Source organism: Enterobacter wuhouensis, assembly GCF_004331265.1.
Lineage (GTDB): Bacteria > Pseudomonadota > Gammaproteobacteria > Enterobacterales > Enterobacteriaceae > Enterobacter > Enterobacter wuhouensis.
The window spans coordinates 1-19421 of the sequence record NZ_SJOO01000024.1; the positions used below are offsets into that span (position 1 = coordinate 1).

Below are 19421 nucleotides of genomic sequence, written 5' to 3' on the forward strand. Positions count from 1 at the left end.
GCGCAACGTGCTGCGCACCCCGGCGAACAACAAGCTGCGGATGGAGGACCGGCGCGGGGAGGAGCACATCAAGCTCGCCACGGAGTACGGCAAAACCCAGCTGAACGGCGGGCACCTGGTGGACAGCCAGGGGCAACGTCGCGGTCAAGGAACGGAGCTGCGCACCGATGAACGGGGAACGATACGTGCCGGGAAGGGACTGTTTGTCAGCGCGGACGCGCAGGTGAAGGCCCGGGGCGAGGCGCTGGACAGGGATGCGGCGCTGAAGGAAATCGACCGGCTTAACCAGCAACTGCAGCAGCTGGAAATGGCGGCGGAGCAGGCGCAAGCTAAAAAATCATTAACAGAAGGGGGCAAAAAATATTGGGGCAATCAGTTTTCATTCAAAATCTCCGACCCTAAATGTGGAACACAAATACTACCGATCGAGTTTAAAGTGCTATTTGTGAAATCTGATGAACACTATATATTCAAAATACATGATAAATATGATCGTGAAGGTGTCACGGGAAATGTCCTCGATGTATCGAAAAATACAGGTCCATGGACATATGCCCACGAATTCGGTCATTGCTATGGGTTACCTGATGAATATGGATACACTCCTGACGCAGAAGAGAATGATCAAGTAGTTTACTATAAACCGGATGGGTCTCTTGATTCACCAATTTCTGTTCCTTATAATGGAGGAGATCCAAGTGATCCAGCTTCAACAATTATGGCTGCATATGGGAATACTATTATTCTGAAAAGACAAGGATGGATTATAGCTATTGAAGCGAATGAGATTTTTCATGAACCTGGTTTAGGAAGGAGAATAAGATGCGATATAGTATAATTCTAAGTTTATTAACTTCTTTATACACATCAATTTCTTTAGCAGAGGCCCCAAAAATGAAAGATAACATTTTTTTTACTATTAGTGTTAGTTGCAGCGGTCAGAAAGAATGTACATACAATAATCAGAGTGAAATTCCAGTCACTGTGAGATTTCAGAATTTATATTCCAAAGGTTACTATATTCCTTTGGAATATATTAAGAGAACTGGACCCAGTATCAAATTAACTGATCGTGACAATAAAAAGAGCATGCCACTCAAGCCAAATCTAGTTAGTTGGGATTTAAAGAAAAAAATGACTTACATCCCTGAAGGTGGGAATATTGAATTTACCTGGACTCTTTTGGATAGAGATATTTCACAATTTATAAATGATGGAAACCTCAATGTTGATGCTGATTTCAAGATTAGAACAAAAATATATGATGATAAGAAAGATGAAATTGGTGACTTTATTTCATTGTCAAAATTAGTTTTAAAAGGAAGTAACCTAAATGAAGATAAACGCTGACCAACTCTCATTGCTAAATTCGTACTCATCTAATTCTTATGCTAGTGAACTAGTGAAGCATTGCAAATCTATCTTTCCGTTGATATATGATTCACTGCATGAAAAAAATTAAGAACTAATATTGCAAAACTAATTGAGACGGCAGGGAGATCAAAGGTTACTCAACGTGGTCCCCTTCAGCTCTACTTCGATATGGCTTTTACGCTAGGTTCTGAGTTTGAAACTGATCCAATGTACTCAGATTTTAGTTTTGAGCCAGATCAATTTCCGACGAAAAATCAATTAGAAATATCTTTATCTCTTCATGAAAAATCTAGCATCTATATCGAGAATGTCATTGGGGAAGATGGCAAATATGCAAAAAACTTTCTTGGCCGGTTAGAAGTTGAGATGTTCTCAAACATACATAGAATTAATTTCATAGAAAGTATGCATAAATTATTAATTGATGTTTACCCTCAGAAGTACGATTTCTTGGGCCTAGACAAAACAAATGCCCTGATAGAGCGGGGTACTAAAAAATTCAAACATGATAATACCAGGCCAAAGATACAAGCCATATATATTATATTAATGTTTGTTGTCGGGCATGGCTTTGAAAATGATTTATTCCATCAGAATGAAAATATTTTCAATAGTAATGCTCATGATGATGACTTTTACATGTTAAAATCCAAAGGATTTATTGTACGGTTCATTAATGCATTGGTTTTATAGAATTAATAAATCAGATTTCGGGTAAGTATCCCCATAACTAGTTGTGTTTTCAGGCAATACGCACGCTTTCAGGCATACCTGCTTTCGGTATTTTGTTCAGCGCTCGCTGGCTGCGCTCTGACTCAGACTGTCACGGACGGTACGGTCAGCATCACGAAATCCCTCTTCTACAAAAAAATTAAAATGCTGCATCTGGATTTAGGTGTTCATGCTCTGGAGAAGTGGTAAATGACTGAAGGATCAGCTTTAACCAATGAAACTCCATACTCAACATATGATATAACGGGTTTATTAATGCCCGCTCGGGCGTTCTTTTTTACCATTGTTGATGAACCAGGTAAAGACGGTTTCTTGGTTAGAAAAATATATTCTTCAAATTCTGATCCATATCTTTCAAATATGGATTTAACAGAAGCGAAACTACTTCCAGAAACTAATCCGGAACGATATGGTTTAAATCCGAAGGACTTTTCTGCTTCCTACACTGTAGCAGAGCATGTGATGGGGGATGGCTGTTGCTGGAGCAAAAATAGGTACAGTAGCAGGTGCGGCGGTTGGCATTGAGACTGGCCCAGGGGCGATGCTGACAGGACTTGTTGGCGGGATTATATTTGGAACAGCAGGCTACTTTGGCGCAGATTGGGTGGCGGATTATATTGATGAAAATTAAATTATTTAATTTATTTAGAAAAAAAAGTCAATTCCAGGATGATTTCCCTATTGCACAATTTAGTGATTTACCAAAGAGGGGATCTTTTTATCCAATGTTTTTGTCTCTAGAGAAGCATAAGATATATGCTCATTCAGCACGATTTATGATAAAACCTGAAGATCAATCCATTATTGAGAATCTAATCGAATTACATTTTCATAAAAAAAATAAATATAAATGAGAAAAAAAAGAAGGTTGCAGATCATGATAAAATTCTCATTTTTTATAAGTTTAGTGAGTTTGGGCAGGATATAGTAAGGGTTATCACAAATGATAATGAATTTGTTAAATGTCTTTGTGAGGCAGGTTTTGAACCTCCAGGGCCAGAAATTGTATTTCCTGATAAGAATTTTGGTAATTATGGTAGTCTGCAAGGAGAGATGGCGTTCTGGTGGGATGTATATTGGGAACCGTTTTGGAAGTGTTTAAGGGAGGATGAAAGAAAAGATTATCTCGGACGGAGTAATTTCTCGGTTGATACCATTCAATTTCTGGAATGTCGCCAATAGTTAAAATATATACAACATTATTCACCTCCGTTATCCGAAATTCTCTACGTAAAATTTGTTAGCGCCCTCTTTCTAGTGTTAAACCTGTTCGCAGACTGTAATTGATGGTGAGGTCTGGCAGTTCAGGGATCGCAAAGCGGTTGATGCCGCCGATTACCAGACGCTGTTGCGCAAGGCTGATACGGTACTTAAGGACGATGTCCTGGCGTCAAAAGCACTGCTGGTGATGCCATGTGCCAATGGAGGAGGATGCACAGTTTGTAGCGGTGGTGGGACTGTTTAACCGTCCGGATATGCAGGATAACCGCTGGCGCCTGGTCCTGACCCATGACAACCTCGACCCGGATAAAGCCCGCGTCATTGAGCTGGGCGAGGCGCTGGATAGGGATGCCGCGCTGTATGTCCCTTCTGCAGGTGAAGGCAGCGCCAATGTTTCAGGGCGAGATGAATTCTGGTTCGAGGAAAAGCTTTGGCAGAAAGCGCTGACCGGAGCAAAAACCACGACCCGTGTGAGATGCTTCTGGCGGCATGATGAACAGGGTAACATGCGGGTCTACGGGGTCCATACGGGTTAAGGTATGCCGTATGAAGGTGTGCGCACGGCTGAATGAAATGGGTTGAAAAAAATAACCGTTATGAGTTAACCCCGGCTCACGGTGTTGATGGCCCGTTGATAACCTGGACGCCGGAAAGGCCGGAAAACAGCGACATTTCGTCGCATGCGGGCAGCAATATCAGACCCATCGATCAGGCTACTATACTGGTTACTCCGATCCCTGACGATAACATTTATTAAAAGAGATGAAGAGTAAATAAATATGGCTATAAGATGAGAGTTTGATTCTTCGCTGGAAAGGTTTAATTCGGCTCCCGAATTGATTATGCAGAGACGGGGTGCAAAAAACATATAATTAAATGAAATCTCGACTTTCACATTGACGAAAAACTCAAAGGAATATAATGAGTTATAAACATCCATCCTTATATGAAACGCTAATGGGTAACTTTTCAGGAGATCTTCCGATCGATCACGTAAGTGAAGAGGAACAGGTCATTTTATCAGTTTTGGATAATATACAGCGTATCCTCAATTCTCGTGCTGATGCTATTTCACACTTACCAGATTATGGTTTACCGGACATGACAAAAATCCTTCAGGGTATGCCTGGAACTGCACATCAATTGATTGAGACGCTCTCAAGCGTTCTACTAAAATATGAACCCCGATTGCAGTCAATGAATGTGACTTTGTTGGAGCAGCAGATCCCTGGTGAATTGAGGTATACGATTGATGCCGAGTTGAAGGGGGTTGGATTGGTCCACTATGGCACCGAGTTTATGCCAGAGGGCAAAGTCCTGCTCCGCCATCTGAAGCAGCAGAATTATATGGATAAAAATTCATATTTTTAGCGTTTAAAATTTAGCAAGGACAGCGTTATGCATTTGGTAAACACACGTTCCCTCAAAACCGGCGGCGACCCGCGCACGCTTGCGGATTACGCCGCGCTTCGCGATGAAATGAGCAAGCTGACGCATCCGGCTCGCCCGGATGTTAACTGGCAGCACGTGGAAACGCTCTGCCTCTCACTGTTCGAGCACAACGGGGTGGAGCTGCAAACTGCGGCCTGGTATACCCTTGCCCGCACGCATCTTTCCGGATTGTACGGCATGAATGAAGGCCTGGCGATTCTGGATGCGCTTCTCTCTCGACAGTGGGGGAGTGTGTGGCCGCAGCCGGTGCATGCCCGGATGGAGATCTTAAGCGGGCTCAGCAAGCGCTTACAGCAGGTAATGCGTACCCTGACGCTGAGCTATGCCGACCTTAGCCAGCTGTACCAGGCCGAAGCTTATCTGAATGCGCTGGGCGACGTGCTGCAGCGTCTGGAGCTGAAACACGCAAGCCAGCTTGATCCCCTGCGAAATCTTATGCATAACGCGGCGGTGAGGCTGGAAAACAGCGAAAACACGGGCGTGAGCCTGCCGGGCGTTGCCCCGACCCGGACAGAGATAGGCAGCAACGAACCGACAGAGCATGTGAAATGGGTCTATATCGCCCAGCCTGAGCCTCAGCCGCACGTGCAGGTGATGATAGAACCGTCGTCTGCACCCGTGAAGCCGTGGAAGCCGTTTGCCGCCGGAATGCTGACCATGCTGGTGCTGTCCGGCGTGACGGCCTGGGGATGGCAGATAACGCATAAATCAGACCCGGCGCAGGCGCAGTTTGCGGCATCGTTTGCGCCGTTGCCGACTGCGCTGTCAGCTGAGCAGCTCCAATCTTTCAGGAAGTCCTCTCCTTCACCTGAGACGGGTATAAAACAGACGCAGCAGCAGCTCGCGCGGCTTGTACAGCTAAAACCAGACTGGGCCATCGCCCGGGGGGATGAACTGCTGAAGCAGGCGCTGACGCTGTGGCCGGAGCAGGCGAAACCGCTGGTGCAGCAGTGGCAGCAGCAGATAACGATCGCAGCGCTTCCCGAGGACAATCTGAACGGCTGGCATCAGGGGATGACGCAGCTGCAGCAGCTGGCGAACCGGCTTAACGCCCTTGATGAGCAGAAGGGAAAGTACATGACAGTGAGCGAGCTGAAATCAGCCGTGTTTACTCTGTCACAGTCGTTTAGCCGTACCGTTCCGCTGGAGGAACAGCTGCGTCAAATGGCGGCTGTTCCGGAAGGGCAGGTGTGGCCGGCGGCGCAGCAGAATCTGGTGGAACAGCATCTGCAGCAGCTGATTGCCCGTTACGCCCTGATGAAACAGAAATGGCCGGTAGGTGAATATCAGACTGAATCCGCACGACCGAGTGCGAAAAATTAACAGGGACGACAACGTGTCAGCCAAAGAACGTTTTTTTAAGAAAGTGCAGCAAAATAATGACAGAACGCCACCGGGGAAGAATTCCGTTGAGGCTGAAATCCGGCTATTTCGTCTGCGGATGGATGCGCTGGCGCAGCAAATCAGCCAGTGGTTTGCGGAAAGCAGCATCGAGGTTATTTTATCGACAAAGCATATCCATGATCTGAGCACAATCGGCTACAGCCTCAGCAGCGGCATATGCCGTTACGACATTACCGCTATTCGGCTACAGAATGGCGATCGTAGCGTCAGCATTACGCCTGAACAGTTCTGCTGCGAAACGGAGACGGGGCGCGTGGTAATGCAGGCCACGGCACCGGGCTTCAGCCAGGTATTTTACCTGAGCATGGCGCCGGAAACGGGCTGGTTTATCCGGCGCGAACGTCAGAGCGTAAAAGAGAATGCCATCATGACGGAAGATCTCTTCTTCCAGGCGGTAGACTGTCTGGCCTGAATATTACCGCCGCCATTTGGGATACCGATGGCGGCGTAACGTCAGGCTTCCGCTTGCCATTTTTCCAGTTTTGCACCCGCCCGACGTGCCGTAACGGGCAAGATATCGGCATCGGCGACGTAGCCATCCGGATCGAGGCAGCGGTTGTGCGCTTTTGCCTGCAGCAGAACCTCTTCATCCCAGAACAGGCGTTTACGGCCATCGCCTCGGGTTGTGAGGATAAACTCGGTGTTACCGCCTGCCGCGCGGTAGCGCCGCCAGCTGTTTGCCGGAATGGAGATCACCGAACGTTCAGGGGCGATGATGCTGACCTCTTTACCCGCCTCGTTCCACGTGACCTCCAGCTGGCCCTTAAAGACCATAATCACCTGGGTATCGGGGCAGACATGTCGGCCCACGATGCAATCGTCGGCGAGCCGTAGCCACTCGACGGAAAAGCCGTGTGGGTCGGTCATGGCCGGGGACGCGTCCCTGTCCTGTGAAATGCCAAAACCGATAACCGGCGCGATCTCGCCGCCGTGTCCCGGCAGCACCGAGTCCAGCAGCCCCCGCGATGACCAGCAGCGTTCATCGCCGGTCACCGCGCGCCTGCGCATCTCTTCAACGCTATAATCACGTAGCCCGGCAATATACTCCTCCGACAGCGGCGTCAGCAGCGTTGAAGGGTCAGGCTGCGGGTCCCCTGCCTCTTGCGTAATCAGCATATTATCCTTGCTCAAATACATCCCATATTCGCGCGCCGCCGCCAGCACCGACGGATGCCAGATAATCCCGCCCGTGTTGTCGCCCCCCAAAACGGTAAACACCATGCCGCTGGTATCCGCTTTACTTACGTTGGTAAACCCCCGGAAGATCCAGGTCGGAATGGAAAGGATCGCGGGGGCGCTGAATTCTGCTTCATGTTCCCCACGCGCGCCCCAGCGAAAACGCCACGTCCCTTCGTGGATCAGAAACACCTCCGCCGTGAAGTGAAGATGGAGGTTGTTGGTCACGCCCTTCGGCATGGCCGCCGCGCCGATGTTGAAACCGTGCGGCTCGGGGATATTCACGACCTGCTCCGTGGACTGCGTAACGCCGGGGCCGATGAACGAATAGTTCTGCTTCAGATTCGAGCCCGGCAGCCTGCAGTCAATAAAGGCAAGATTGCAGGAGACCATATCGTCAGGGGCGATTAACCGGCTTCTGGCCTGGCTTTCAGTAAGATGGATAGTTTTCATGTGTTCTCCTTTTAATAACCGGATGCGCCGGTCGCGGGGATGGCGTTGCCGCGCGCGAGGGCAATGGCTTCACGCGAGGCGCGGCCCAGCTGCATCACATCGTTTGCCGGCGTGACAAAATGGAACCCCTGGGCAATACGCTCTGCCGCCGCCGCCCCGGAGGTGCAGAAAATCCCGGCCATCTTTTGATGCTTGTGACAGCGTTCAATCACCTTATCAACGGCAGCAAGCATCTCCGGGTGCCGGGATTCCGCGCTGGCGCTGCCCGTCAGCGTTATCGAGAGATCGTTGGGACCAATAAACACGCCGTCCAGCCCGTCGGTATCGAGAATAGCGTCGAGGTTTGCCAGTCCTTCGCGGGTTTCGATCATCGCCAGCGTCAGAATTTCGTCGTTGGCGTGCTGCGGATAGTCGCTGCCGCCGTAGAGCAGCCCGCGTGCCGGACCAAAAGAACGAACGCCCAGCGGTGGATAGCGGCAGGCGGCGACAAAGCGGCGAGCCTGCTCGGCGCTGGAGATCATCGGGCAGATCGCACCGTACGCCCCGGCGTCCAGGACGCGCATGATTTGCGCCGGGTTGTTATCGGCCACCCGGACGAGCGGGACGGCAGGCGTGGCCGACAGCGCCTGAAGCATCATTAGCGCGCTGGCGAAATCAATCATGCCGTGCTGGAGATCGACGGTCACGGCGTCGTAGCCCTGATGGCCGATAATCTCCGCGCTGTAGCCGGAGGGGATTGCCAGCCAGCCGTTGATGATGGGCGTGTTTTCCCGAAACGCGGTCTTTAGTCTGTTTTTGCGCACTGTATGCACTCCGTAATCCACTGGCGCAGCGGTGGGGCGACGTCATCCGGCGCTTCCAGCGGAATAAAATGCCCGCTGGCCTCCACCGTATGCCATGCCGCATTCCCGGCGCTGGCGGCCAGTAAGTGGTGATGATGGGGCGTGCAGATAACGTCCTGCGCGCCGTTGAGAATGGCTATCGGGCAGGCGAGGGCGGCGAGCGCCGCGCGGTTGTCCTGCCGGTGAATGGCGATTTCCGTATGCTCTGCGAAGGTCGTGATACCGCACTCCTGCGTCATCCGGCAGATGACCGCCTGCAGGGCGCGATCGTCCAGGCGTTCTGGCGCCACGTAGCGCGGCCACAGGGTCGACATCAGCCAGTCGGTAATGCCCTGCGCCTGAGCGGTACGCACCGCTTCCCGGCGCGGCGCGGCGTTTTCCGGCGGATCGACAAGGGGATTGGCGGAGAGCAGCGCGAGGCCGCCGATCCTGTCCGGCGCGTCGGCGGCCATTTGCAGCGCGACGATGGCACCGAGGGAAAAACCGGCCAGCAAAAAGCGTGGCGGCAGCACGTTCAGCAGCCGCTGCGACGCCTGCTGCGCGGATCCCGCCCCCGCTAGCGTGACGCACACTGTCGCCGTAACGTTTAGCCGCGCAATCACGGGCTGCCAGAGCCGGGCGTTACACAGCGTACCGCCGAGCAGCACCAGCGGCAGGTCGGTGTTATCCAACAAAGCCTGTTCCATTGCGAGCCTCACGTTGCCGTCCAGCCGCCGTCTACCATCAGCGCGCTGCCGGTGATCATCCCGGCGGCCCCGGAGGCAAGGAACACCACCGGCCCCATAATGTCCTCGAGCCTGCCCAGGCGGCGCAGCTTGATGTTATCCAGCACGAAGCGGCGAAACGCGGGGTCTTCAAGCGCCGATCGCGACAGATCGGTTTCGATGAAGGTTGGGCAAAGCGTGTTGACCCGGATCCCGGCGTCGCCCAGCTCAAGCGCCATCGTTCGGGTTAACCCCTCCAGCGCAAACTTGGAGGCGCAGTACACGCTCCGCGCGGGTCCGCCTACGTGCCCCATCTGCGATGAAATGTGAATGATCGACCCCTCAATACCGCCTGCCTTCATGCGCCGCGCCACGCGCTGGCTGACAAAAAAGGTGGCGCGCAGGTTAAGCGCCATCACCGCATCGAAATCTCCCTCCTTTACCTCCAGAAACGGCTGGTGGCGGGCCAGCCCGGCGCTGTTCACCAGAATGTCGATATCCGGCAGGGTCGACAGGATGCGTTCCGTCTGGTCGGCGTCGGTAATATCGAGCGTTACCGGGTGGAGTGACAGCTGGTGCTCCGCGGCCAGGCTAGCGGCATGCGCCAGCGCCTCACCATCCCGGGCGGCTATCCATACCTCTGCGCCTGCCTGGGCGAGGGCAACCGCAGCGGCGAAGCCAATTCCTCTGGACCCGCCGGTGACCAGCGCGCGCTTGCCGTGTAAAGAGAAAGAAGGCGTTTGCACAAGCGTCATGAATTACACCTTTTCCCTGACCGGAGCCGGCGTGGCGTAGGGAACATCCGTCTGGCCGTAACGACGCACGCGAATATTGGCCTGCTCGGCGTGTCCGGCGAACCCTTCCAGCAGCGACAGGCGCGAGCAATAGCTGCCGATTTCAGCGGTAGCTTCGTCACTGAGCACCTTCTGGAAGGTGCAGGTTTTCATAAATTTGCCGACCCACAGGCCGCCGGTGTAGCGCGCGGCTTTTTGCGTAGGCAGCGTGTGGTTGGTTCCTATGACCTTATCGCCATAGGCAACGTTGGTACGCGGGCCAAGGAACAGCGCACCGTAGTTGGTCAGGTTCGCCAGGAACCAGTCGTCCCGGTCGGTCATCACCTGCACGTGCTCGGACGCAATGCGATCCGCCTCCAGCAGCATCTCTTCGTAGCTGTCGCACACGATGATTTCGCCGTAGTCCTGCCACGACTGGCGGGCGATGTCGGCGGTCGGCAGCTTTTCCAGCAGGCGCTCGATTTCGCGCAGCGTCTCTTGGGCCAGCGTCAGCGAATTGGTCAGCAGGATCGCGGGTGTGGTCACGCCGTGTTCGGCCTGGCCCAGCAGGTCCGTGGCGCATATTTCTGCATCAACGGTGTCATCCGCGATCACCAGCGTTTCCGTCGGCCCGGCAAACAGGTCGATGCCCACCCGCCCAAACAGCTGGCGTTTTGCTTCCGCAACGAAGGCATTTCCCGGCCCTACCAGCATATCCACCGGCGCAAGGGAGTCCGTGCCTAACGCCATCGCCCCAATCGCCTGAATGCCGCCCAGGGCATAGATTTCCGTGGCCCCCGCCATTTTTTGCGCCGCGACAATCGCCGGTGCGGGTTCACCGTTAAACGGTGGCGCGCAGCTGATTATGCGGGAACAGCCCGCCACGCTGGCCGTGATGATCGACATATGCGCAGACGCCAGCAGCGGATACTTCCCGCCCGGCACATAACACCCTACGGCGTTAATCGGGATATTTTTATGGCCGAGGATCACGCCCGGGCGCGTCTCAATTTCCAGGTCCCGCAGGCATTCCTTCTGTGCCCGGGCAAAATTCGCCACCTGCTGCTGGGCAAATTCAATATCCTGAATATCCTGGCGGCTTAGCCGTTTAATACAGCGATCGATTTCCGCAGGCGTCAGGCGATAATCCTGGCGGTCATAGCGATCGAACTTTATCGATAATTCGCGAATGGCTTTATTCCCACGCTTTTCAATATCGGCGAGTATATGCTCAACCGTTTCTCTTATTTGCTGATTGGCCTGCTGGCGCTCTTCGGTGGATTTACCGCTTTTTAATTTCCAGGACACACGCTTCTCCTTACCTTATTTAGATGTCAGTTGCCCTCCCGGCGAACCGGGATGGGGTATTTACTTCAGATGTGCTATTGATCCGGCGCGGCGGCGTAAGCCCCGTTTTTTAATTCGCGGGAAGATGTTTGCGCCTTGCGGGCATATACCCAGCGGGCGGACAGCGGCGTGGCAATGGCGGCAATAACGGACAGGGCGGCAATTAATAAATAACCGGACGACAGGTTAATATGTTGCATCATGACGCCCATCATTACCGGCCCGACAAACATGCCGCAGGAATAAATGGTCTGGAATAATCCCATCCGCGTGGATTGCTCGTCGGAGGTGGTATTTACCACGCTGAGCGACATAAACGCGGCAAAGGCCATGCCGAACGAGAATCCAGCCAGCGCCTGCCACAGATAAATGACGTAGATATTGCTGGTGAAGGGGATGCCGAAGGTGGAAATCACCTGAAGAACGATGCCGAGCATGGCGGTTTTAACCAAACCGAGGCGCTGATAAAACACCGAGCTGCACAGGGCGATGGCCAGCCCGTAAAACAGAAGATGAATGTTACCGAGCAGGGCGAGGATGCCCGCCCGGGCGCCAAGCTGCTCGGCGTAGACCGGCGTCAGCGTATCGCGGGTGGCGAAGGGCACCAGAATCACGATGGTCGCCAGGATGCCGATCAGCCAGACGGAGCGGTCGGCCAGCTGCTGGCGCGCGCCGGTGATGCAGGCCTTAAGCGTAGGCGCCTGCACCGGGTCGTGAACGTCCTGAATGCGGGTCGTCAGAATCAATGCAACCAGCGCAGAGATGCAGGAGACGAAGAAGGAGATGTTATTGGCGAAATAGTGAATCAGCACCGCGCCAATGCAGTTGCCGAGAAATACGCCGATGGGGCCAGCCAGCGCCAGCAGCGCGACGGCGGCAGGGGCTTCGCTGCGATCGAAATAGCGCATGAACAGGATGTTGTACAGCACCCAGGACGCCGCCGTAACGCCGTCGGCCGCTTTTGCCATATACAGCGTGATGGCGTTTGGCTCGAGCCAGGCAATTGGCCAGGCGATAATCGGCAGCAGCAGACCAATCTGGATAAAGATCCTGCGGCTCTTCACGACATCGGAAATGATGCCTAGCGGGAAGCGAATGAGAAGGGTAGCCAGCCCGGATGCGCCCATGATGATACCCATGATCTGGGGCTCGATGCCCTGGTTGATCATCATCGGTGCCAGAAAGGCATCAATGCTGTGAATGCAGATAAAAAACAGGATGCTGATGATGAAAAAGAGCCGGGCTTCCCGACGGCGTAACAGTGCTCGAAACATGGTTTTGAACCTCTTAAAAAGTAATGGGTTACAACCAGCCAAGTACGACGTTTACCGGTTCAATCCTTTGGGCGACTCCTGTTCTCTCCGGTACCATTGACGGTATGAAACGCTTTGCATACGTATTCAAGATTTGAAGTTACGAAAAGGTTTCATGTTTGTAAAGTGATCTGGATCTTGTTGTGAGAAATTTGATTTTTTGTGTTGCATACGCATGCAAAGGTGGTGTAAGTATAAAAAACACCCACTGGCTGAGGCGTCTGGAGCAGGGCATAGTGGGTAAGACGTTGATAAGGAATCAGGGGTAATGAAACGTAAGACTTTTGCAGCAGTCACATCCCAACAGGTCGCGCAGCTTGCGGGGGTATCGCAGTCCGCGGTATCGCGAACGTTCACGCCGGGGGCCAGCATTTCACCGGCGACGCGTGAAAAAGTGCTGCAGGCGGCGCGCGAGCTGGGCTATCGCCCGAATGCGATAGCCCGATCGCTCAACACGGCGCGTTCGCGCATTATCGGCGTGGTGATTTCTTACTTTGATAATCCCTTTTACTCGCAAGTGCTGGAGGCGCTGGCGCAGAAGCTGGATACGCTTAACTATCACCTGCTGCTGTTTGTCGGCGATCGCGAAGGCAACGTCGACCGGATTTTTGACCAGATCATGCAGTACCGGGTGGACGGCATTGTGCTGGCATCCGTCACGCTGTCGCTGGAGCTATCTGAGGAGTGCCTTGCCGCCGGGATACCGGTGGTGCTGTTTAACCGCAGCGAAGAGAGCGGAATGGCCTCCAGCGTTAACAGCAACAACGAAGCGGCGGCGCGTCAGATAGCTGAATTTCTGCTGGCGGGTGAGCACAAGCGTTTCGCCTACGTGGGCGGTGTGGCGGATTCGCCGGTCAATATTGCCCGACAGCGCGGGTTTATCTCCACGCTGGAAGAACACGGCATCACCGATGTGCAGGTGGTACACGGGAATTACGATGTACAGCAAACGACCCGCGCGGCCTATGCCCTGTTTTCGGCGTCGCCAGCGCCGGATGCGGTCTTCGTCGCCAACGACCATATGGCCGTAACGGTGATGGACGTGGCGCGCTATGAGTTTGGTTTGCGGGTCCCGGAGGAGGTTTCTGTTGTCGGCTACGACGATATCGGCCCTTCGGGCTGGCCTTCCTACGCGTTGACGTCTGCATCACAGCCGGTGGGGGCGATGGTCGATGCCACGGTCGAGCTGCTCATGAAGCAAATTGAAAGCGGAACCATAGAGCCTGAACAGATTACGGTGCCCGGCACGCTGGTTATACGCCACTCAGCCCGTCGCCCGCGTAGCGGCATTATCGAAAACAACGGCTTATCGCTATTTCAGTCTAAGGAGCTCAAATGACCCGATTGCGGGGCTTCAGCCCTCAGTTCGACTCCATCCAGCAGTTCATTTTGACGCTGACGCACGTGGTATGGGAGCAGAAGGATATTGGCCAGCTGGCGGATTTTTACGCCACGCCGGTTGTTTTCATTACCCCGGAGAAACAGCTGCATGAGCTCTCCCAGTTTATGCGCCTCACGCTCGAGGCCATGCACAGCTTCCCGCAGCGGTCTGTGCTGACGGAGGACATTCTGTGCAGCCAGAATCCGGGGGACGAGTACTATGCGGCGCAGCGTACCGTTGCCCGCATTCAGCACCTGGGAGAGGGCTTTTTCGGTCCGCCGACCGGGAAGAACGTCTGGGTACGCACGTGGGCCGACCGCATCTGCGTCGACGGCGCCATACGCCAGGAGTGGCTGCTGCAGGATCGCGCCGCCATTGTGGCGCAGCTGGGGCTGGATATCCGTGAGTTTGCCTTTAACCTGGCGACCATGCGCCAGCAGCTTGGGCTGGAGTCTGTTTCTGCCGAGACGCTGGATGCCCGCTGGGCGGGCGGTCCTGAGGGGGATGACGTGGAGGGCGCGCTGGCGGGCGTGGTTGAGCGCTACCTGACGATGTGGGCGGGCGGTAACAGCGGCGTGGTGCCCGGTTTATACCATCCGGCGGCGACGCTTTACGCGCCGGGACACTGCGTCTGTACCGGTGAACAGGACATCGCCGCACAGCTTTCCGGCTACCGCGCTTCCTTTGCCGACAGCGAAACGCAGCTTCATCATCTGATTGTGCGTAAGGATCCCAATGAGCCGATTCGAATCTCACTGCGCTGGTCGTTGTTATCCTGGCATGACGGCTACGGCAAGTTTGGCGCGCCCACGCGTAAACCCGTTTCTATCACCGGTATCACCCAGCTTGAATTGCGTGACGGTTTAATTTTCCGTGAATATCTGGGAATTGATGAGTTAGCGATTTGGTCGCAAATATTTAATTAACGGGGCGGCAGCCCCCCTTATTCCGGCTGCAAATAATATCCGCGTTAAATTCACCCTCACTTACGGGTGCGGGTTCTTATTGTCTGAAAATAGAGCAGGAGTTTATATGTCTTCAACAGAAGCAACAAATAAAGCACCAGCCGTACCCGAAAAAAGTAGCGTAAAAGCGCTGAAAGATGAGCCCGTATTACAGGTGGAGCGCCGCGATTTTGTCGATCTGGTACCGGAGAAACGTCCGCGCGTGCAATCATTAAGAGGCTTTGATGATTGCTATACCGATATTGTCGATTACATCGTTCGCTGTACTCATAAAATATGGGACGAGCGCGACGTCGGATTAATTTATTCTCACTATACCCATAACTGCGTGCTGTATAACGCGCTGGGAACATTATATAACCGCGAGCAGGTGGTTCAGGATACGCTCCAGCGCTTAATTGCCTTCCCGGAGCGTCGCGGAATGGCAACCCAGGTTATCTGGAACGGGAATGATGTGGATGGTTTTTATACCTCTCACCTGGTAACGGGAAGCGGGCGGCATACCCAGCACAGTCATTTAGGCAAGCCGACAAACCGCACCTTTGTAACCCGTACCGTGGCGGATTGCATGATCCACGAGAATAAAATTTACCGGGAGTGGGTCGTGAGCGACAACATGTCGCTGATGAAACAGCTTGGCCTGAACACCGATCAAATCGCGTTTAACATGGCAAAAGAGCAGTTTGATAAAGGCTTCCGCGTGATGGATATCGGCGAAAACGGCCGCATGCTGGGGCAATATCCGCCGGAGATGGAGTGCGATGTTTCTATTGCGCACACCGATACGGAAGAGCAGTGCCTGCGCTGGCTGCACGAGATCTACAACCGCCGGATGTTCGGCAAGATCAAAGAAGTGTACGCGCCGAACGTGCAGTGGCACGGCCCGCTGATGAAAGAGCTGTACGGCACGGCGGCAGTGACGCACCAGACGCTGGCGCTGGTGGGAATGATCCCCGACGGCGCGTGGCTGCCTCAGCATATTTGTTCCAACCCGTGCGACGAAGGCGGCGTTAAGGTGGCAGTTCGCTGGATCATCGAGGGGCACCACCTGGGCTATGGCGAGCTGGGCAAGCCGACCGGGGAGCGATTGTTCGTGATGGGCATGTCGCACTACCACATCCTTAACGGGAAAATTGTCGATGAGTGGGTGGTTTACGACCACCTGGCGCTGCTGGCACAAATCAAGCTCGGCCAGATGGAGGATGCGTAAATGATCGAACAGGTGATTTGGATCAAGCGCCCGCAGGGGCAGGATGCGCAGGCCGATCGTTCCCTGACGGAGAAGGTCAGCGCCATTATCGAACGCGTGAGAAGCGAAGGCGACGCGGCCCTCAGAGCGTATTCGCAGCAGTTTGATAACGTCGTGCCGGCGCAGTTTGAAGTGAGCGGACAGGAGATCGCCGAAGCGCTGGAGGGGATGGACGCCCAGACGCGCCGCGACAGCGAGTTTGCCATCAACCAGGTGCGGCGCTTTGCGCAGGCGCAGCTGGCGACCATGCAGCCGCTGGAGGTCGAGACGCTGCCCGGTGTGCATCTGGGGCACCGGATCATCCCGGTGCAGACCGTGGGCTGCTACGTGCCGGGAGGCCGTTATCCCATCCTCTCCGCGCCGGTGATGTCCATCGTTCCGGCGACCGTTGCGGGATGCGAACAAATTATTGCCTGCCTGCCGCCGGGGGCACATCCGTCGATGATTGCGGTTTGCCATCTGGCGGGGGCGCATCGTATTTTTAAAGTGGGCGGCGCGCAGGCCATCGCGGCCATGGCCTGGGGAACGGAAAGCATTCCGTCGGTGGATAAAATCGTCGGGCCGGGCAATGCCTTCGTTAATGAAGCGAAACGTCAGGCGTTTGGGAAAGTCGGCATTGATGCCCTCGCCGGACCAAGCGAGATTTTCACCCTCGCCGACGACAGCGCCGATCCGCGCATTCTGGCCGCCGATATGCTGGCCCAGGCAGAACACGACGTGCACACGCGCGTCGGCCTGGCGACGACCAGCCGGGATATCGCCGAGCGTACGCTGGCGGAGGTTGAGCGTCAGTTAGCCAGCCTGCCGACGGCAGCGACGGCGGGCGAGGCGTGGCGCCGGCAGGGCGAGATCGTGCTCTGCGAAGATGAAGCGCAGCTTATCGCCTTTGCCGACCATATGGCGACGGAACACCTGCAGGTACATACCCGCGATCCGCACGCCACGGCGGCGAAGATCCGCAACTATGGCTCGCTTTTTATCGGTCAGAACGCCAGCGTGGTGTTCTCCGATAAATGCTGCGGCACCAATCATACGCTACCGACGATGGCGGCAGCCCGCTATACCGGCGGCCTGTGGGTGGGGGCGTATGTCAAAATCTGTACCCATCAGTGGATTGATGAGCAGGGCATCCCGGCGATTGCAGAACCGGCGATCCGCCAGAGCCGCACTGAGGGGATGCAGGGGCACCGACGGGCGGCAGAAATTCGACTGCGTCCGCAGGAGATTGACGCGATTACCACCGGTATGCGGGACTAAACACGAGGCCGGGCAGCATCCTGCCCGGCTTTCAACACCTGGAAACTGAGATGATGAAGCGCCTGATACCCCCAGACGACTGTCCGGAAGAGATTGCCCGCCGCCTCGAAGCCATAGAACAGCACAGTGCGCTTAACGCCATTCTCGGCGTTAATCCCGATGCGATGACCCTGGCGGAGGCGTATCAGAAGCAGCGTCGACGCGGTGAACGTATCGGCCCTTTGTACGGCGTTCCGTTAATTATCAAAGATAATATCGCCTGCGCGCCGATGCCCGTTACCCTGGGCTGTCGCGCGCTGGGTTCCCTGCAGGCAACATCGGACGCGCGGGTCGTGCAGAGGCTGCGCGGGGCGGGAGCGATTATTCTTGCCCGAGCCAATATGTCCGAGTTTGCGTTCGACGTGCGCTCGCGAAGTTCACTGGGCGGTGATGTGGTTAACCCACTTTGCCCGTCGGTTACCGCCGGAGGCTCCAGCGGAGGATGCGCCGCTGCGGTTGCGGCCGGCATGGCCGACGGCGCGCTGGGTACGGATACCGGCGGTTCAATCCGTATTCCCTGTAGCTATACCGGGCTGGTGGGGCTGCGCCCCGCCTTTCGTCGTTCGCAGCTGGACGGCGTTGCGCCGCTCTCACCCAGCAAAGATACCGTGGGCCCAATGGTCCATAGCGTTGAAGATGCCGCCTTGCTGCACGCCATCATCCACGGCATGCCCCCGGTTCCTCTTCCTGCCCGTTCACTCAAAGGCGTTCGCTTTGGTGTGATTGCTGCCTTACAGGGTGAGGATGAAGCGCAATTGGCCGTGTGGCAGAGGGCGCTGCACACGCTACGCCGGGCAGGGGCGACGCTGGTGAAGGTCTCTTTACCGTTTCTGAATGACGTCAGAGAGGCGACCTGCCTAAGCCTGTATGAATTTCGCATGGCGATCGACGACTGGCTACGCAAGCAGCCGGGTGCGCCTAATGGACTGACGAGCATTGTCGACTCCGGTGCGTTTCTGCCTGAGTTTGCTCCGTTTCTCAGGCAGATGCTGACGTATAACACGTTGAAAATCCCGCTTTGGCTGGCGGGACGGCGGTTTCAGCGACGGCTGCGGCAGAATCTTTACTAGGCGGCGGAGCTGCAGCACATCGACGGATTTTTGTATCCCACCGTACAACGTTTACCGGAAAGCATGGCGAAGATGCCGCCAGGCTACGCGCCGGAGCTTGCCGCCATCAGCGGCTTGCCTGCGATAACGCTGCCGTGTGGCGTGAGCCGAAGAGGATTGCCCGTGGGAATGGAGATTATGTCAGTGCAGGAGGATGAAACTGCATTGATGACGCTGGCGCTGGCCTGTGAGCAGGCTTTTGTCGGGGGGCATAACGTGAGGTAGGCACAAAAAAGCCCGCAGGGCTTGCGCCGTGCGGGCTTTCAGGACTTCATCAGACGACTCTGGTGATCGCTGATGGAGAATTTTGGTGGGCTGGCGGAGTCTGAATTGCTTGTGTAATCCATTGAATTCACTTTGGTAACTAGTAGTTTGACTTTTCGCTGGTGCCTATTTAGGTGCCTAAAAATTTTTTCTCCCTTTGATGAGAAAAATGAGACGAGATAGGTACTGTGCGTGGTGATTTCTAGTTGAGTCGTCACGCTGAAAAACAGACTTGACCTGCTCACCGTTGAGTAACAGACCACAACTTAAGTTGACCCTCAACTGTTGTGACAACGGCTGTGATTTCCTCTCCTCGCTTAGAGTGGACTGGACCAGCCCACCCCAACGCTGGCCGCTATGTGCCAA

General features: G+C 54.6%; 20 protein-coding genes and 3 pseudogenes. 17 read left to right on the forward strand and 6 right to left on the reverse strand.

Annotated features, from left to right (window positions below; all coding sequences use genetic code 11):
* The 11 genes and pseudogenes from E0L20_RS24145 to E0L20_RS23540 all read left to right on the forward strand — a co-directional run.
* On the forward strand, positions 1-838 hold an 838-nt coding region (locus E0L20_RS24145), incomplete at its 5' end, for a type VI secretion system Vgr family protein (protein WP_242673432.1).
* A 56-nt stretch (positions 839-894) separates the two neighbouring features.
* Positions 895-1350 (forward strand): hypothetical protein, encoded by a 456-nt coding sequence (locus E0L20_RS23500; protein ID WP_131635989.1) that lies wholly within the window; start codon positions 895-897, stop codon positions 1348-1350.
* Positions 1351-1542: 192 nt separating this feature from the next.
* Positions 1543-2067, forward strand: coding sequence for a hypothetical protein (locus E0L20_RS23505; protein WP_131635990.1), 525 nt, complete (start codon positions 1543-1545; stop codon positions 2065-2067).
* 78 nt (positions 2068-2145) lie between these two features.
* A pseudogene (locus E0L20_RS24150) lies at positions 2146-2265 on the forward strand (type VI secretion system lipoprotein TssJ); the annotation flags it as partial.
* Between the two features lie 30 nt (positions 2266-2295).
* The gene (locus tag E0L20_RS23515; protein ID WP_242673433.1) at positions 2296-2631 is read left to right on the forward strand and encodes a hypothetical protein; all 336 of its coding nucleotides are present in this window, start codon (positions 2296-2298) and stop codon (positions 2629-2631) included.
* Positions 2632-2678: 47 nt separating this feature from the next.
* Complete coding sequence (locus E0L20_RS23520) at positions 2679-2960, forward strand: hypothetical protein (RefSeq protein ID WP_165500746.1); 282 nt, start codon at positions 2679-2681, stop codon at positions 2958-2960.
* 440 nt (positions 2961-3400) lie between these two features.
* Positions 3401-3662, forward strand: a pseudogene (locus E0L20_RS24155) (type VI secretion lipoprotein TssJ); the annotation flags it as partial.
* A 15-nt stretch (positions 3663-3677) separates the two neighbouring features.
* Positions 3678-4069, forward strand: a pseudogene (locus E0L20_RS23525) (S-type pyocin domain-containing protein); the annotation flags it as partial.
* Positions 4070-4248: 179 nt separating this feature from the next.
* Positions 4249-4698 (forward strand): type VI secretion system baseplate subunit TssE, encoded by a 450-nt coding sequence (gene tssE, locus E0L20_RS23530; RefSeq protein ID WP_131635992.1) that lies wholly within the window; start codon positions 4249-4251, stop codon positions 4696-4698.
* A gap of 27 nt (positions 4699-4725) precedes the next feature.
* Complete coding sequence (locus E0L20_RS23535) at positions 4726-6102, forward strand: VasL domain-containing protein (RefSeq protein ID WP_131635993.1); 1377 nt, start codon at positions 4726-4728, stop codon at positions 6100-6102.
* Between the two features lie 13 nt (positions 6103-6115).
* Complete coding sequence (locus E0L20_RS23540) at positions 6116-6595, forward strand: hypothetical protein (protein WP_131635994.1); 480 nt, start codon at positions 6116-6118, stop codon at positions 6593-6595.
* A gap of 41 nt (positions 6596-6636) precedes the next feature.
* Here the strand turns inward: E0L20_RS23540 and E0L20_RS23545 are convergent, their stop codons facing one another.
* From E0L20_RS23545 to E0L20_RS23570, 6 genes are all read right to left on the reverse strand, one after another.
* Positions 6637-7812: a cupin domain-containing protein gene (locus tag E0L20_RS23545; protein ID WP_131635995.1), complete on the reverse strand. Its 1176-nt coding sequence runs from the start codon at positions 7810-7812 to the stop codon at positions 6637-6639.
* Positions 7813-7823: 11 nt separating this feature from the next.
* Positions 7824-8615: an HpcH/HpaI aldolase family protein gene (locus E0L20_RS23550; protein ID WP_131635996.1), complete on the reverse strand. Its 792-nt coding sequence runs from the start codon at positions 8613-8615 to the stop codon at positions 7824-7826.
* Complete coding sequence (locus E0L20_RS23555) at positions 8597-9340, reverse strand: alpha/beta fold hydrolase (protein ID WP_131635997.1); 744 nt, start codon at positions 9338-9340, stop codon at positions 8597-8599. Before E0L20_RS23555 ends, E0L20_RS23550 begins: the two co-directional genes overlap by 19 nt.
* 8 nt (positions 9341-9348) lie before the next feature.
* Positions 9349-10113 carry an SDR family NAD(P)-dependent oxidoreductase gene (locus tag E0L20_RS23560; protein WP_131635998.1) on the reverse strand — a complete coding sequence of 255 codons (765 nt, stop codon included), beginning with the start codon at positions 10111-10113 and terminating at the stop codon, positions 9349-9351.
* 3 nt (positions 10114-10116) lie between these two features.
* Positions 10117-11439: a histidinol dehydrogenase gene (gene hisD, locus E0L20_RS23565; RefSeq protein ID WP_131635999.1), complete on the reverse strand. Its 1323-nt coding sequence runs from the start codon at positions 11437-11439 to the stop codon at positions 10117-10119.
* Positions 11440-11513: 74 nt separating this feature from the next.
* Positions 11514-12752 (reverse strand): MFS transporter, encoded by a 1239-nt coding sequence (locus E0L20_RS23570; protein ID WP_131636000.1) that lies wholly within the window; start codon positions 12750-12752, stop codon positions 11514-11516.
* Between the two features lie 307 nt (positions 12753-13059).
* Here E0L20_RS23570 and E0L20_RS23575 point away from each other — a divergent pair, with 307 nt between their 5' ends.
* The 6 genes from E0L20_RS23575 (at position 13060) to E0L20_RS24160 (ending at position 19016) form a co-directional block, all read left to right on the forward strand.
* Positions 13060-14130, forward strand: coding sequence for a LacI family DNA-binding transcriptional regulator (locus E0L20_RS23575; RefSeq protein ID WP_131636001.1), 1071 nt, complete (start codon positions 13060-13062; stop codon positions 14128-14130).
* A complete protein-coding gene (locus E0L20_RS23580; RefSeq protein ID WP_131636002.1) occupies positions 14127-15098 on the forward strand; it encodes a nuclear transport factor 2 family protein in 972 nt (323 codons plus the stop codon). The genes E0L20_RS23575 and E0L20_RS23580 overlap by 4 nt, the downstream gene beginning before the upstream one ends.
* A 106-nt stretch (positions 15099-15204) precedes the next feature.
* Positions 15205-16347 carry a nuclear transport factor 2 family protein gene (locus tag E0L20_RS23585; protein WP_131636003.1) on the forward strand — a complete coding sequence of 381 codons (1143 nt, stop codon included), beginning with the start codon at positions 15205-15207 and terminating at the stop codon, positions 16345-16347.
* Positions 16348-17643: a histidinol dehydrogenase gene (hisD, locus tag E0L20_RS23590; RefSeq protein WP_131636004.1), complete on the forward strand. Its 1296-nt coding sequence runs from the start codon at positions 16348-16350 to the stop codon at positions 17641-17643. It abuts the gene before it with no gap.
* A gap of 50 nt (positions 17644-17693) precedes the next feature.
* A complete protein-coding gene (locus E0L20_RS23595) occupies positions 17694-18752 on the forward strand; it encodes an amidase (protein ID WP_242673434.1) in 1059 nt (352 codons plus the stop codon).
* 63 nt (positions 18753-18815) lie between these two features.
* Entirely contained in the window at positions 18816-19016 is a 201-nt protein-coding gene (locus E0L20_RS24160) for an amidase family protein (RefSeq protein ID WP_242673435.1), read from the forward strand.
* Positions 19017-19421 lie beyond the last annotated feature (405 nt).

What these genes read in the sequence shown, in the direction of transcription:
- E0L20_RS23575 (WP_131636001.1), top strand. Translation starts at nt 13,060, where the DNA reads ATGAAACGTAAGACTTTTGCAGCAGTCACATCCCAACAGGTCGCGCAG.
- E0L20_RS23545 (WP_131635995.1), bottom strand. Translation starts at nt 7,812, where the DNA reads ATGAAAACTATCCATCTTACTGAAAGCCAGGCCAGAAGCCGGTTAATC.
- E0L20_RS23560 (WP_131635998.1), bottom strand. Translation starts at nt 10,113, where the DNA reads ATGACGCTTGTGCAAACGCCTTCTTTCTCTTTACACGGCAAGCGCGCG.
- E0L20_RS23595 (WP_242673434.1), top strand. Translation starts at nt 17,694, where the DNA reads ATGATGAAGCGCCTGATACCCCCAGACGACTGTCCGGAAGAGATTGCC.
- tssE (WP_131635992.1), top strand. Translation starts at nt 4,249, where the DNA reads ATGAGTTATAAACATCCATCCTTATATGAAACGCTAATGGGTAACTTT.
- hisD (WP_131636004.1), top strand. Translation starts at nt 16,348, where the DNA reads ATGATCGAACAGGTGATTTGGATCAAGCGCCCGCAGGGGCAGGATGCG.
- E0L20_RS23515 (WP_242673433.1), top strand. Translation starts at nt 2,296, where the DNA reads ATGACTGAAGGATCAGCTTTAACCAATGAAACTCCATACTCAACATAT.
- E0L20_RS23570 (WP_131636000.1), bottom strand. Translation starts at nt 12,752, where the DNA reads ATGTTTCGAGCACTGTTACGCCGTCGGGAAGCCCGGCTCTTTTTCATC.
- E0L20_RS24160 (WP_242673435.1), top strand. Translation starts at nt 18,816, where the DNA reads ATGGCGAAGATGCCGCCAGGCTACGCGCCGGAGCTTGCCGCCATCAGC.
- E0L20_RS23555 (WP_131635997.1), bottom strand. Translation starts at nt 9,340, where the DNA reads ATGGAACAGGCTTTGTTGGATAACACCGACCTGCCGCTGGTGCTGCTC.
- E0L20_RS23580 (WP_131636002.1), top strand. Translation starts at nt 14,127, where the DNA reads ATGACCCGATTGCGGGGCTTCAGCCCTCAGTTCGACTCCATCCAGCAG.
- E0L20_RS23535 (WP_131635993.1), top strand. Translation starts at nt 4,726, where the DNA reads ATGCATTTGGTAAACACACGTTCCCTCAAAACCGGCGGCGACCCGCGC.
- E0L20_RS23500 (WP_131635989.1), top strand. Translation starts at nt 895, where the DNA reads ATGAAAGATAACATTTTTTTTACTATTAGTGTTAGTTGCAGCGGTCAG.
- E0L20_RS23585 (WP_131636003.1), top strand. Translation starts at nt 15,205, where the DNA reads ATGTCTTCAACAGAAGCAACAAATAAAGCACCAGCCGTACCCGAAAAA.
- E0L20_RS23505 (WP_131635990.1), top strand. Translation starts at nt 1,543, where the DNA reads ATGGCTTTTACGCTAGGTTCTGAGTTTGAAACTGATCCAATGTACTCA.